Below are 14321 nucleotides of genomic sequence, written 5' to 3'. Positions count from 1 at the left end.
TTTATATGAGATATTTTAAAATATTAGCCGCTTTAACAGGGTTGCTATTGGTTGCAAGTTGTACCCGGAAACCAAAAATTACATTGGTAAATGATGCGGATGTACTTCATAATAATATGGATCAGCTTACGCAGGTAATTATTTATGACGTATTTACGCCACCTGTTGCAAGCCGGATTTATGGTTATACCTCCCTGGCTTCGTACGAGGCTATGCGCTATGCCGATCCGAAATACAGCTCTATTATAACGCAGTTAAAGGGCTTTGGGAAACCTCCTGAACCACAAAAAGGGAAACAATATAATTTTACCCTGGCTGCTACAAAAGCTTTTTTCACAGTTGCCCACAAGATCACCTTTTCTATCGATACCCTTAAAAAGTACGAAGACAAGGTTTACGCAATGTATAAAGATAACCTGGATGATTCAACCTATGCACGTTCGGTTGAGTTTGGTGAAAAAATAGGCAAACTGGTATTAAAAAGAGCAATGGTTGATAATTACCCCCAAACAAGGGGTAAACCTAAATATTTGGGCGAAAATAGCCCGGCTAAATGGCATCCTACTCCTCCTGATTATATGGATGGGGTTGAATTTTGCTGGGGTACTATTAAAGCATTTGCCATTGATACTTCTGCCCAGTTTTCGCCGCCACCACCGCCACCTTACAGCGAAGATAAAAACAGCGCATTTGTTAAGCAGTATACGGATGTTTATAATACCAATAAGAACTTAACCAAAGAACAAATTGAAATAGCCAAATTTTGGGATGATAACCCTTTTGTTATACAGCATAACGGACATTTAATGTTTGCTGACAAAAAAATAACTCCTGGTGGTCACTGGATTGGCATTACCGCAATTGCCTGTAAAAAAACACATGCAAATGGCGTTAAAACTGCACAAGCTTATGCACTTACCTCAATTGCACTGTATGACGCATTTATTTGTTGCTGGGAAGTAAAATACAAATACAGCTATGCACGGCCGGTTACTAATATAAATGAAAAACTTGATCATAACTGGCTGCCTTTGCTGCAAACGCCTCCTTTCCCTGAATATACTGCAGGGCATTCAACAATAAGCGCGGCAGCCGCGGTAACGCTTACCCATCTGTTTGGTGATAACTTTGAGTTTCAGGATACAAGCGACCTGCATTATATTGGGATGCAGCGTCATTTTAAGTCATTTTCATTAGCGGCCGAAGAAACTGCCATAAGCCGCTATTATGGAGGGATCCATTACCTGAACAGCTCTTTGATGGGTGCAAACCAGGGAAAACAAATGGCGGAATTTATTTGGAATAAATTAAAATTAACCAATTAAAACTGAATGTATAAATCAATATGAACCGTAATAGAACATACTTATTTACTTCATTTTTATTTTTAGTAGTTGTAGTAATATCAGGCAGTATTTTACTTAACGGATGTAGTGAAAAAGGAAATACACGCTATGTATTAACAGGCGACGTGATTGCCGATGGTAAAAACCTGGTTCAAATAAATTGTACCAAATGCCATTCCCTTGTACTCCCCAATATGCTTCCTAAAGATGTGTGGAAGTACCATACTTTACCCTCAATGGGGCCTTATTTGGGGATGACTCCATACCTCGATGGCTATTATAAAAAAGACACATCCGGGTTAACCTTGCCTGAGTGGCAAAGTGTCGTTTCCTATTATAATAAGATGGCTCCAGACTCACTGCCTGTTGCCAAAACTTCTGTTAATGCTGTTAATGATTGGGCAGGTTTTAGCCTTAAAACACCTGCCGCTCAGAAAGAGGTATCATTTACTACCATGGTTGCTTTAAACCCTTTCAACCATAAAATATATACCGCAGACGGTGTTTCGAGGGTGTTGCAGGAGTGGGGTAGTAATTTGAAGCTGGAAGGATCCGTAAGGTTACCTTCTCCTGCTGTAAGCGCCACTTTTGTTAAAGGGGAAAATGGTGCGGTTAGCGGCATGATTTCATGTATAGGACGGATTGACCCGATTGACTTTCTGAATGGAAAGGTAATGAATATTAATTTTGGCGCTGAAAATTCAACGCCAACCGTTTTTGCTTCTGAACTTCCCCGCCCGGTTCAAACCATTTCGGGCGATTTTAATAAAGATGGACTAACTGATTGGGTAGTTTGCGGCCAGGGTAAGTTAAAAGGTGGTGTGTATTTGTTCAAACAAAAGCCTGATCACACTTTTGACCAGGTAAATATTACCGAAAAGCCAGGTGTGGTGAAAGCTATTGCCGGCGATTTTAATAAAGATGGCTGGCCGGATCTGATGGTCTTATTCGGGCGCGGCGACGAGGGGTTAATTTTATTTTTGAATGATCAGCATGGCGGCTTTACACAAAAAAGCCTGCTGCGTTTTCCGCCGGTATATGGCTCAACAGACTTTGAGCTTACCGATATAGATCATGACGGAAACCTTGATCTTATTTATACCTGCGGATATAATTTTAATGATTCGCGTATCTTAAAACCGTATCATGGGTTATACGTTTTTAAAAACACAGGCAACTGGAATTTTAAACAACAATGGTTTTATCCGATTAATGGCTGTACAAAATTTGTAACTGCTGATTTTGATGGCGATGGAGACCTTGATATTGCAACCACCGCTTTTTTTGCCGATTTAAAAAATAACCCGGCCGAAGGCTGTATTTATTTTGAGCAGGATAAACCTTTCAGCTTTAAGCCGCATACCATACCGGTTAGTAAATATGGCCGCTGGATGAGCATGGCAGTTGCAGATTATAACAATGATGGAAAGCCTGATATTATTTTGGGCAACTATTCAACCGGCTTTAGTTTTCTGCCCGGATTAAAACCATTTTGGGCGAAAGATTTACCATTTATAGTATTGGAAAATACTTTCAGGAAATAAATTTTGTTGGCTGCAAAACAACTTTTAAAGCTTGGTGAGTATAGATTAAACAAACAATCAAAAAACGGAAAATATTCCTGATGCGTAAAACTCGTACCCCCTTTGTAAAATATTTACTTTTTATTATAATCCCTTTTTTTGCTGTTATAGCCATTGTGTTAAGATGCTGTAGCGGTAATATTTTCATGAGTGCCGAAGAAAAGCAAATAGCCGATGGAAATGTACTGGCTCATACCTATTGTATAAGTTGTCACCAATTTCCGGATCCATCTTTAATTGATAAAGATACCTGGATTCGCGGCGTATTGCCTGCTATGGCGCAGCAACTTAAACTGGAAGATTTTCATGGCAAATATGGGCTTACCACACAGTCGGCCATTTCCATTCAGGATTTTGAAGCAATAACTGCATATTATAAAAGCACTGCGCCTAAATCGCTTAAAATCCCTAAAGACAATGCTGTTTCTGACTGGGCTATATTTAGCCTGGTAAAACCTCAAAATACAAGCTATGCGAAAGGTAACGAGGCTAATACGCTTATGCTTGCTTATAATCCTGCAGATAAAAAGCTATACAGCAGCGATATGCGGAACAATCTTTATAGCTGGAATAGCTTACTTGAACCCCAGTTAATTACCAAAATGCCTTCGCCTGTTGTTGGTGCAAATTTTTATTCAACGGGCAGCAATAATAACCTGTGCATATTTACCTGTATTGGGATCCTTAACCCCAATGATTTATTAAAAGGTTCAATAGTAGAGCTAAATCTCAGTGCAAATAAGAATACAAAACCGGTTATTATAGCCGATAGTTTACCCCGGCCTGTACAAACGGTATCGGCTGATTTTAACAAGGATGGCCTGCTTGATTATGTTACTTGTGGCTTTGGGCGAAATAACGGGGGATTATACCTGCTTACCCAGCAAAAGGATCATCACTTTAAAAAAGAGGTTATCAGGGGAGTAGCGGGAGGCGAGCAATTGGTAACAGGCGACTTTAATAACGATGGCTATCCGGATGTAATGTGTTTGTTTGCCCAGGGTGACGAAGGGATTTGGATGTTTTTGAATGATAAAAAAGGAGGGTTCGTTACAAGAAACATTTTGCGTTTTCCGCCGATATATGGATCAAGCAGTTTTCAGCTGATTGATTTTAATCACGATGGCAAACCTGATATTTTGTATACCTGCGGCGATAACAGCGATTACTCACCCGTACTAAAACCCTATCATGGGGTATATATATTCACTAACCAGGGCAACTGGACATTTAAGCAAACGTGGTTTCATCACATAGATGGATCGATGAAAGCAGTTGCTGCTGATTTTGACCATGATGGTGATTTTGACATTGCAACCATTTCTTATTTTCCTGACTTTAAAGATCACCCTAAACAGGGCTTTACCTACCTGGAACAAACCAAGCCCAATGAATTTATAGCCCACGAGATCCCCGTTAATGATTATGGAAGATGGCTGACAATGGAAGTTGCCGACATAGATAATGACGGCTATCCTGATGTTGTATTAGGAAATTTTTCAATTACAGGGCATGCGCTCATCAATCAAAAGGGCATAAAGCAAAGCTGGGACAAGTTTATGCCTTTTATAGTATTAAAAAACAATTCGGGCAGGTTGAAAGAATAAAATACCTGCCAATTCAAAATAGTATAATAAAAGGGTAAATTAGTACAGTTTACCCTTAGCTTTAGTTAGTTAGATTTACCGCCATGAATTTTACCGGCGGAAACACCATTATCCCCGGCTTAAATTAATTATACTGATGAAAAAAATAATCTCACTGGCTGCTCTCGGCCTTATCTCACACTTAATTATTCCGGCATCTTTATTTGCTCAAAATGTAAAACAGGTTAAGCTAACTAACTTTGATCTTCAGTCGTCAGCGCTCATAAGTGCCGATGGTGCGCAGCTCTCAAGCGTTCAATATCACTCGCCGGTATACTGGTTTCCGGTTAAGGTACCGTCAACTGTGCTTACCGGGCTGGTTGCAAATCATATTTACCCCGATCCGTACCAGGGTTTAAATAATATGCTGATTCCCGATGCCTCAGATCAGTTTAATAAGGAGTATAATCTTGAACAATACAGCCATTTACCAAACGATCCAAATCCCTGGAAAAAGCCTTATTGGTACCGCACTACATTTAAAGTAGCTGCCGGCGACAAAGGCCGCCATTTCCAGCTGATATTTAAAGGAATAAATTACCGCGCAGCAGTTTGGGTTAATGGTAAGCAAATAGCCGACAGCACCCAAATGGCGGGCATGTTTGCAGATTACAACCTTGATATAACCAATGCGATTAATACAGGCGGCGAAAACGCGCTGGCCGTAAAGATCTATCCCTTGGATTACCCCGGCTATCCTGCAAAGGAACAACTAAAGGCTTTAGGGCCATTTTATGAAAATGGAGGGCCAACAGGCGACATAGGTAAAAATGTAACCATGCTTTGCTCTGTTGGCTGGGACTGGATCCCGCCCGTGCGTGATCGGAATATGGGGATCTGGCAACCGGTTTACCTGCATACTACAGGTGCTGTTACCATTGGTCATCCAAAGCTTGTTACTAACCTGCCAAATTTGCCTGATACCAGTGTAGCCAAACTATCATTAAACTTAACCCTGTCAAACCATAGCGAAACAGCCAATAGTGGTAAGCTTACTGTAAGTATAAAGCCGGAAAATTTTACGGGCCTGCCTGTTCAGTTTTCGCAAAGCGTAAGTGTTGCAGCAAGTGGTGCAACTGTTGTTGACCTGGATGCTGCCAAAGTGGGTCAGCTGATTATCAAGCAACCTCATTTATGGTGGCCAAATGGTTATGGCAGGGCAAACCTGTACCGCATCCGCCTGCAATATGCCGATGCTAATGGTATTGCTGATGATACCTCTTTTGTTTTTGGCATCCGCACGGTAAGCTCAAAAGCTACCATGGTAAATAAATTTGCCCGCCGCGAATTTTATGTAAATGGCAAGCGGGTACACCTTAACGGCGGTGCCTGGGTACCTGATATGATGGTGAACCGCGATTCGGCCCGTTATGATTATGAAATGCACCTTTGCCGCAATGCCAATGTGAATTTGGTGCGCATTTGGGGTGGGGGAGTTACGCCGCCGGATGCTTTCTGGAACGCAGCTGATAAATACGGCGAAATGGTATGGTCAGACTTTTGGGTTACCGGTGATACGCAGGGCGAATTCAAAGGTTCGCCAGACTGGCCGCTGGAAGGGAATATATTTATTAAAAACGTAGCAAGCACCATATACCGCATCCGTAACCATCCAAGCTTGTTGGTTTGGACAGGCGGTAACGAAGGCCACGCCCGTAAAGAGTTGTACGATGCCATGCGCGATGATATTATCAACCTTGACGGCACAAGGCCATATATCCCAAGCTCATCAGGCTTTGCAAAGCTGCCTGCAGGATGGAAAGGCTCGTGGCCTGATGACCAGCCATCGGGCGTTTACAGCGGTGGTCCATACCAATGGGAAGACCCCAAAGTATATTACAAAAAAGCAGATGCCGGCGGCGACTGGGTGTTTAAGGATGAAACAGGGATCCCTTCTCAACCGCCATATACTACGCTTGCTAAAACTATCCCCAACCTGGTTTGGGATACAAAATTACCTTTTCCGCTTAATGATAGCTGGGGATATCATGATGCTGCAACAGGAGCAGCCCGCTATGATCTGTATATCAGCGAAATGGTGAAAAGATACGGGCAACCAGCAACTATGGAAAATTTCTCCGACAAAATGCAGCTGATGAATGCTGTTGGTTACCAGGGGATTTTTGAAGCCGCCGGCCATAAGCTTACCGAAACAGGCGGCGTAATGTTGTGGAAACTTAATGCTGCATTGCCAAGTGTGGTATGGCAGATCTACGACTGGTACCTGGAACCAAATGCGGGCTACTATGCTATGCAGAATTCAGTTGAGCCCTTACATATCCAGTTTAATCAAAACGACTCCACAGCGGCGGTAATAAACCGGATACACCATGCAACAGGCATGTTAACTGCCAAGGCTGAGATTTACGATGCTGACAGCAAAAGGTTAAACGCATTTTCAATTAACCATATTGGTTTAGCAGACGAGGGTACGCAGGAAGTGATCAAATTAAAAAATGCTTTGACTGACGCAAAAGGGGTAAGCTTTGTTGTGTTGAATTTGATAAATGCCGCTGGCAAAACAGTTTCGCACAATGTGTACTGGATGGCCCCGGGGAACAACTTAACCGCTTTAAATAATATGCCGGGCACTAAGGTTGATGTAAAAGTATTAAAGGCGGAAAAAGGCAGCTCAGAAAATAAATGGACAATGGAGTTTACAAACAACACCAATAAGCTTGCTTTTTTTGTGCGCCCGCAATTGATGAAAAATAGCGAGGAAGTAATGCCAAGCTACTGGACAGCCAATTACTTTACCCTAGCCCCGCACGAAAGTATAACAGTATCGGTAAGTGCACCCATAGCCAAATTAGGTGGTGTGCAGCCCACTGTTTTGGTTGAGGGATGGAATTTGGAGAAACAGGTGGTGGGATTGGGCGTTAAGTAAAATCTATATTTAAACTTACGAAGTAACTATGTAAGAAAAGCATAGCGCAGTGTATGCGGTCATCCTCTTAGAGAGAGGGCCGAAATTTAATTTAAAAGCGATAACTTAAAGTTTCGCAATGATTAACAATTAAATAACTGCGCTATGCTACGTACAAATTTGCAAAAACAAAATGATTTTACGGGCCAGGACTTTTATATAGGCCTGGATGTTCACAAGCAATCATGGTATGTAACCATCAGAAGTCTTGGAATAGAGGTAGGGCACTTCAGCCAAGTGCCGGATGCGGCGGCGCTGCATCAGTATTTACAAAGGAATTTTCCAGGGGGAGATTATCATTCGGCTTATGAAGCGGGCTTTTGTGGAACAGGAGCCCACGAACAGCTTTGTAAGGCAGGATTAGATAATATTATTGTGCATGCAGCCGATGTCCCGTCTACGGATAAGCAAAAAAAGAATAAAACGGACTTGCGTGACAGTCGGGCGATCGCGGACCACTTGGAGCGCGGCAATCTGCATGGCATATATGTATTAAGCCAGGAGCAACAAGAGTTGCGGAGTTTGTTTCGTTTACGGGAATGTAAGGTAAAGGATACTACGCGGGCGAATAACCGACTGAAAAGCTTTTTAATGTATTATAGCATACTAATCCCGGAGAGCGTGTCAAAACGCGGTGATCTGACGGGCAGAGCATTGACATGGCTGGATATGGAACTGCGGAGTGCGGCCGGTACCATTGCCCTGCAACAGTATGTAGGAGAGTTAAAGTACCAGCGTAAGCAATTGTTTGAGCTAACTAAAACCCTCAGAGAGCAGGTGATGGCTTATGATATGCAAACTTACATCAATCTGATTACCGTACCCGGTATGGGCAGTATTACAGCCATGGGGTTAATAGCAGAGATAGGAGATTTCAGGCGTTTTGAAGACCCGGACGATTACGCCAGCCTTTTGGGACTGTGTCCATGGGAAGACAGTTCCGGCGACTGTATCAAAACAAAAGGTATGCAGCCGCGTTGCAACAGCCATCTTCGGCCTCTACTGATAGAAGCCTCGTGGCATTCGATAAGAAAATCCCGTAACCTGTTTGCTTATTACAGCAAACATTCAGGTGGCAAGAATGGCAAAAAGGCAATTGTGAAGGTAGCCCGTAAACTGGCCATGATTGCCCGGGGAGTGGCAATGTCAGGTCAGCCTTATCAGGAGGATTACCAAAAGAACAAGGACAATCAGCAACCAGTGAAAAAAGTGAAAGCGGAAAGGTTTTCTTCAGGCATTACGAAACAGCATATAAACAAACAGTCAAGCTATGGGCTATTGCCTATGCCTGGCTGATATGCTTTATCCGGCTGTAATATCCCTGGCGGTTGCTCCTCAGCAGAGCCGCTTCCGTTTCTTACAGCATAGTAAATTTATTAAATATGTTCAGTTAAAAAAAATGTATCTCATCAACATCAAAGAGGAAAACGCACCAACGAAAACTGTATTTAAGTTACATTGCGAAGTATTCGTACCTCTTTTAATTACACACAATTACTGGCGGCTTTTGATCGCATATAGCAGTTTGAGCACTTTTTTGATACTGAAATAAATTGTACCTTTATGTGATTAAAGAAATCTCATACCTGTTCGCTATGCTTTTCTACATAGCAGTTTTCAAAACTTCGTAAGTTTTACAACATTGAAGGCCTTATCAAGACGACTTAATAAACGGACTGCCTTTAATTTCTTATCAGCCGTGTAATCCAGACGAGTAAAATTGCGCCTAAGAAAGCAGTAATAAAATAACCAAAAGAAGGTATATGCAGAATGCCGCCAATCCAACCTCCAACCCAGCCACCTGCAAGACCAAGTAAAATATCTATAAGAATCCCGTAGCCTTCACCACGCATTACTTTGCCCGCCAGGAATCCTGCAAAGCCACCTAAAATTAAATGCCAGATCATAATTTTGTTATTTTAATGGTTAGATTTTTTAATTGATTTTAAAAATAGGGATAAAGAACTGAATAGGTAAATAATTAATTAAATATCCATATCCCAAAGCGTTTCTAAGCAGCCATGCTTAATTGACTCTCGCTGTTGTGAGCATAGAGCGATAATTTTCGAAACTTCGTGAATTTTATGCGTTTGAACGGCTGGTAAACTATTTCAGCCTTTTAGCTTTTACCTTTCAGCTTTCGCCTTACCTCACCTCCCAATAATTCCCCGATACAATTATCAAATCCATCATCTTTATGCTGTTATCGTAATAATCATAGTCCTTCAGCTTAAAAGCAACCAGGTAATCCCAAACCTTGTTTAACCACGTTTGATTTTTTCTATCAACCATGGCTGATACTGCAAAAGGTGCAACAAAGCTTAGCGCTTCAAAATAGCGGTGTTTAATATCGTTCCCGGCTAATGTGTAGCCTGCAGACAGGTTGTAAGTATCGTTATTGGTAGTACTCCTGATCCAGCGGTTTATTTTAGCTACTATTTGTTTTGAACGTTTATCACCGGTTAATAAATAATCGGTGGCTAAACGCCAGGGATCGCGGCAGGCGTTGTAGTTGTAATAGCCGTCGTATGGCGATTCCAGAAAATTTGCCGGGGCAGGCTTGGGTTTTTTGTTGAGATTAACTATAAAATCAGGGATAAGGCCTGCTTCCGGGCTATACCTAGCCTGTATCTCAGCAAAAAGCTTATATCCCGCATCAACAACCTTGTCCCACTTGTTATCATGCGTTGCCAGCTCAAAAGCTTTAAAATGCGAAGGCATAAAATCGGATGAGCGGGTGTCAAAATAATCTTTACTCTCTGATTCCACGCCATCACTCAATAAAACGGTCCATGTTTTATGATTGATCTCATATTGCATAATAGCATTGATCCTGGCTTTGGCTTCTGCAAGGTAATTGATCTCACCCTTACTGCCCCATTGTTTATCTGCCAGTAATAATGAATAGGCAATATCCATATCGCCATCAGTTGCCGCTGTATTATCGGTGCTTTTACCATTGCTGTATTGGGCCCATGCCATTAAGTTTTTGCTTTTACCGGTTGGGTGGGCTTTTACATACCTGTAAAGCTTATCATAAATATCTTTGGCAGAAGCATCATAACCGGCCATCAGCGCAACTATGATCATCCCATATCCCTGTCCTTCAGATACGCATTGTTTTTTATCCTTGTTCTCAAACCAAACAAAATCTTCGTCCTTACCCGGTGAGTGCTTTATAAACCGCTTTTTCCATTGGGTATAAAAGGTTTTTACGGTATTATCAAGTTGGGTTTGAGTTAAATGATTTGGCTTGATGGAGCCGGGAAAGTAGTTAACGTGTTGGGGAAAGGGCTTTAAAGTTTGCCGGGCAAATAGCGGGATACTACAGCTGAGAAAGAGCGTAATTAATTTAAGTTGCCTAAGTTTCATTTAACTTGTTTATAAATATAGTTGTTCCTAATAGTATAATGCTGAAAAAATTCAGCTTAGTATGTGAAACTTTCAACCATTGGTTTAAAAACTTCATAAACCTGTTATTTATTATAATTAAGTATGTTTTTTAAATGCAGTGCTTTCAGGTCTTTTTTAAATGGCTTGCAATAGTGGGCTATTAGCTTGCTTGTTGTTTGTAATTAACTGATTTTCAGTATTTATTATGCGTATAACTACCCTGAAATAATGCGTAAAAACACCCTAAAAAATGGGTGATTACACTGCCGTTTTACCCAAACCTTTGATTTACATTTGGTTTATAAGATTAACACTAAATAAAAAGATAGCCAAATAGATAATCAAGGTAATAGATCTTTTGAAACCTGTCAACCTAAATCATATTATCCATTCACACCGTCCATCCCTCACTTGTATTGAAAATTAGTAATAGCTAAATAATTATTCGCAAAACGAAATGGGAATAATATAGCTCAGAAATTATATAAAAAACTTTAAATCATGCCTGCAAAAGGTAATGATTGACTTTATCATTAATGCCTAAAAAAAAATCAATTATGGGAAGAGAATTAGATGTTCGTAATTTCAAAAAGAGCCGGATTACGACTAAAAGATCAGCCACGCTGGTATCAGCGGCTCAAAAAGTATCTGACGCTCTTCCCGGGGAGCATCGTGTTGAAATTAAAAACTTCGATGCAGCAACGGGTAATGCTTCGCATATTGTTTCTACGCAAGCTCCAAAAGAAAAAGGGAATTTTATACAGCGTGCATTAACGCATGTACAAAGTATTGCCCCCGCCATGGGATTGGTAGAGCAAGCCCAGGCCGCAGAATATGTTGCTGATCCGTCTACCCAAAAAACATCAAGTGGTGCTGTGTCAGTTAATTTACAGCAAAGGTATAAGGGGATCCCTGTTTTCCAGGCGGCAAGTATGGTGCGGTTTGCACCCGATGAAAGCCTTATTGATACGGTAGGAAATACGGTGTCTGTAGCTGCCGACACACTGCTGTTGCCTAACGTTTCGCTTAAAGATGCTGTTATTACTGCTGCAAAGTATGTTTCAAGCCCGGATGATGAAGATAAAAACCAAAAGGATCAGTTTGGTCAGCCCCTGATCCCACCGCATGTCGACTTGTCAAATTTTGAACCGAAGGTACGCGCCGCCTTTACCAATACTCCCGAGCAATCGGCAGTGCTTGATCCGGGGCCATTTGGCGATGTGATTAAGGCAAGCCTGGTTTGGTTCCCTGAAGACGATAAAGTTACACTTGGCTGGAATGTTTTCCTGACCATGCCTGAATCCCAGGGACAATACAATACCATAGTAGATGCTGAAAAAGGCAAAATGCTTTATTGCCACCAGGTAATGAGCTTTGTTGCCGCAGTTGGTAATGTTTTCCAGGTAAATGGTACAACCGGCAGCAGGATCATGACTCCTTTCCCGCGCCCAATTAATGATTACGGTTTGCAGATCCCTTCTGTAGCACAAAACAACTGGAGCTGGTGCCATAAATGTCAGAGTCTTTATTTTTCTGGCGGCAGTACGCAGGGCGTGTGTGCTGCAGGGGGAAGTCATAGTCATACAGGCAGCGGCAATTACTCGTTGGTACATGATTCTGCACATCATCCGGGTCAAAGTAACTGGCGCTGGTGCAATAAATGCCAGGCACTTCATTTTGGCGGATCAGCAGGAGTGTGCCCTGCAGGCGGAACCCACAGTATTACAGGGAGCGGAAACTATACTATTCAAAACCAGGCCCCGCTTTCGCCAGGGCAGCACATGTGGCGCTGGTGTCATAAGTGCCAGAACCTTTACTTTGCGGGCAGTGCAACGCAGGGCGTTTGTGCCGCCGGAGGTGCGCATGATCAAACAGGAAGCGGTGATTATAGTTTAATTAATAACCCGCCAAGTATCCCTGCTGTATTTCCGGATACCTGGGTAGCAACAAATCAAACCACAGGTAATGCAACAAAAGCTCATTTAAGCACCAACGCTGTTCTTACCGGAACAACAGTAGGCGGAACACTTACCTTTAATCCGGCTTCGGAAACCGGGGATGATCAGAAAATTCTGAATATATTTTACTATTGCAGCTATATGCACGATTTTTCGTACCTGCTTGGTTTCAGGGAGGCCGACGGAAACTTCCAGCTAAGTGATTTTGGGCGCGGTGGCGTTCAAAATGATCCTGTGAATGCAATATCATGGCCGGGTGCTGTTAACGGTACAGCTAATATGAGCTCTCCGCCCGATGGATCAAGCCCTACCATGAATATGGGCTTGTTTACACCAACCAACAGGCATACAGCTTTTGACTCAACGGTTGTTTTTCACGAATTTACACATGGTATAAGCGGTCGGTTAATTGGTGGCCCGCTTGATTCAAATTCACTTGGTGCGCCGCAAAGCAACGGTATGAATGAAGGTTGGAGCGATTATATGGCATGTACCATTAATAATGTGGTAGTATTGGGCGATTGGCTACTTAATAATACCGCAGGGATCCGTCATCATAAATATGATTCGAGTTTCCCGGATAATTTTGGCAGCCTTGGCACCGGCTTGTATGCAGCCGGCGCAAGCGGGCAACCGGTTGATGAGCATAACGTAGGTGAGATCTGGTGCGCTGTACTAATGGAGGTGAACCGAAAAACAGACAGGAACCTTGCTGTGCAACTGGTAATAGATGCGCAGAAACTTACGGCAGCAAATCCAAGTTTCCTTAGCGCCCGTGATGCAATTCTTTTGGCGCTTGAGCATATGGTTGCCGCAGGCAGGCTCAACACCAACCAGCATGACGGCGCCTGGCAAGGTATGTGGATGGCCTTTTGCAAATTTGGCATGGGCCCTGCCGCTACGTCAAACGGAACACAATTAACCGGCAATGTTGCTAAATTTACTATTGGCCAAAACAACTGGCGCTGGTGTCACAAATGCCAGGGCATGTATTTTGGAGGCAGCGCTACCCAGGGTGTATGCCCTGCCGGCGGCCAGCATGACCATACCGGAAGCGGTAATTACGACCTGGTTCATGATTGGGCAGCAGCCCCCGGACAGAACAATTGGAAATGGTGTAACAAATGCCAGGGACTTCATTTTGCCGGGTCGGCGGGTGTATGCCCTGCCGGTGGAGCACATAATGTGGCTGGCAGCGGTGATTACAAACTTATTTTCAACGCCTGGGGATCGCCGGCACAAACTAACTGGAAATGGTGCAACAAATGCCAGGGGCTTCATTTTGGAGCATCACCGGGAGTTTGCCCTGCCGGAGGTACGCACAATACTGTAAACAGCGGCGATTATAGTATTGCTTTTACCTGAAATTAGTTAAATAACGTGAGTTCGATATAAGGTTGATATTATAGTATCTGATTATCAGTCATTTATAACTATTTATTCACTGATAAAAAGTGAAGTTTCTGATA

General features: G+C 42.5%; 8 protein-coding genes. 6 read left to right on the top strand and 2 right to left on the bottom strand.

Annotation, left to right across the window (positions count from 1 at the left end; translation table 11 throughout):
* Window positions 1–5 precede the first annotated feature (5 nt).
* The 5 genes from BUE31_RS15820 to BUE31_RS15800 all read left to right on the top strand — a co-directional run bounded on the left by BUE31_RS15820 (window position 6) and on the right by BUE31_RS15800 (window position 8797).
* Complete coding sequence (locus BUE31_RS15820) at window positions 6–1325, top strand: vanadium-dependent haloperoxidase (RefSeq protein WP_073404765.1); 1320 nt, start codon at window positions 6–8, stop codon at window positions 1323–1325.
* A 20-nt stretch (window positions 1326–1345) separates the two neighbouring features.
* Entirely contained in the window at window positions 1346–2890 is a 1545-nt protein-coding gene (locus BUE31_RS15815) for an FG-GAP repeat domain-containing protein (RefSeq protein ID WP_073404764.1), read from the top strand.
* Between the two features lie 185 nt (window positions 2891–3075).
* Window positions 3076–4536, top strand: a complete 1461-nt coding sequence (locus BUE31_RS15810; protein ID WP_159440699.1) for an FG-GAP repeat domain-containing protein — start codon at window positions 3076–3078, stop codon at window positions 4534–4536.
* Between the two features lie 136 nt (window positions 4537–4672).
* Window positions 4673–7462, top strand: coding sequence for a glycoside hydrolase family 2 protein (locus tag BUE31_RS15805; protein ID WP_073404762.1), 2790 nt, complete (start codon window positions 4673–4675; stop codon window positions 7460–7462).
* A gap of 144 nt (window positions 7463–7606) precedes the next feature.
* On the top strand, window positions 7607–8797 hold the full coding sequence (locus tag BUE31_RS15800) for an IS110 family RNA-guided transposase (protein WP_073404761.1): 1191 nt from the start codon (window positions 7607–7609) through the stop codon (window positions 8795–8797).
* 386 nt (window positions 8798–9183) lie between these two features.
* Here the strand turns inward: BUE31_RS15800 and BUE31_RS15790 are convergent, their stop codons facing one another.
* Together BUE31_RS15790 and BUE31_RS15785 are read right to left on the bottom strand one after the other, a co-directional pair.
* Window positions 9184–9408 carry a GlsB/YeaQ/YmgE family stress response membrane protein gene (locus tag BUE31_RS15790; protein WP_073404759.1) on the bottom strand — a complete coding sequence of 75 codons (225 nt, stop codon included), beginning with the start codon at window positions 9406–9408 and terminating at the stop codon, window positions 9184–9186.
* Between the two features lie 238 nt (window positions 9409–9646).
* On the bottom strand, window positions 9647–10873 hold the full coding sequence (locus tag BUE31_RS15785) for a glycosyl hydrolase family 8 (protein ID WP_073404758.1): 1227 nt from the start codon (window positions 10871–10873) through the stop codon (window positions 9647–9649).
* A 578-nt stretch (window positions 10874–11451) separates the two neighbouring features.
* Between BUE31_RS15785 and BUE31_RS15780 the strand changes: the two genes are divergently transcribed.
* Window positions 11452–14217 (top strand): M36 family metallopeptidase, encoded by a 2766-nt coding sequence (locus BUE31_RS15780; protein ID WP_159440698.1) that lies wholly within the window; start codon window positions 11452–11454, stop codon window positions 14215–14217.
* Window positions 14218–14321 lie beyond the last annotated feature (104 nt).

This window comes from Mucilaginibacter sp. OK098, from assembly GCF_900142915.1.
GTDB lineage: Bacteria > Bacteroidota > Bacteroidia > Sphingobacteriales > Sphingobacteriaceae > Mucilaginibacter.
The sequence above is the reverse complement of the archived record's forward strand: the minus strand, read 5'-3'. Positions and strand labels throughout refer to the sequence as shown.

Coding starts and splice junctions, on each gene's coding strand:
- BUE31_RS15820 (WP_073404765.1), top strand. CDS start 6: ATGAGATATTTTAAAATATTAGCCGCTTTAACAGGGTTGCTATTGGTT.
- BUE31_RS15810 (WP_159440699.1), top strand. CDS start 3,076: ATGAGTGCCGAAGAAAAGCAAATAGCCGATGGAAATGTACTGGCTCAT.
- BUE31_RS15785 (WP_073404758.1), bottom strand. CDS start 10,873: ATGAAACTTAGGCAACTTAAATTAATTACGCTCTTTCTCAGCTGTAGT.
- BUE31_RS15815 (WP_073404764.1), top strand. CDS start 1,346: ATGAACCGTAATAGAACATACTTATTTACTTCATTTTTATTTTTAGTA.
- BUE31_RS15790 (WP_073404759.1), bottom strand. CDS start 9,408: ATGATCTGGCATTTAATTTTAGGTGGCTTTGCAGGATTCCTGGCGGGC.
- BUE31_RS15800 (WP_073404761.1), top strand. CDS start 7,607: ATGCTACGTACAAATTTGCAAAAACAAAATGATTTTACGGGCCAGGAC.
- BUE31_RS15780 (WP_159440698.1), top strand. CDS start 11,452: ATGGGAAGAGAATTAGATGTTCGTAATTTCAAAAAGAGCCGGATTACG.
- BUE31_RS15805 (WP_073404762.1), top strand. CDS start 4,673: ATGAAAAAAATAATCTCACTGGCTGCTCTCGGCCTTATCTCACACTTA.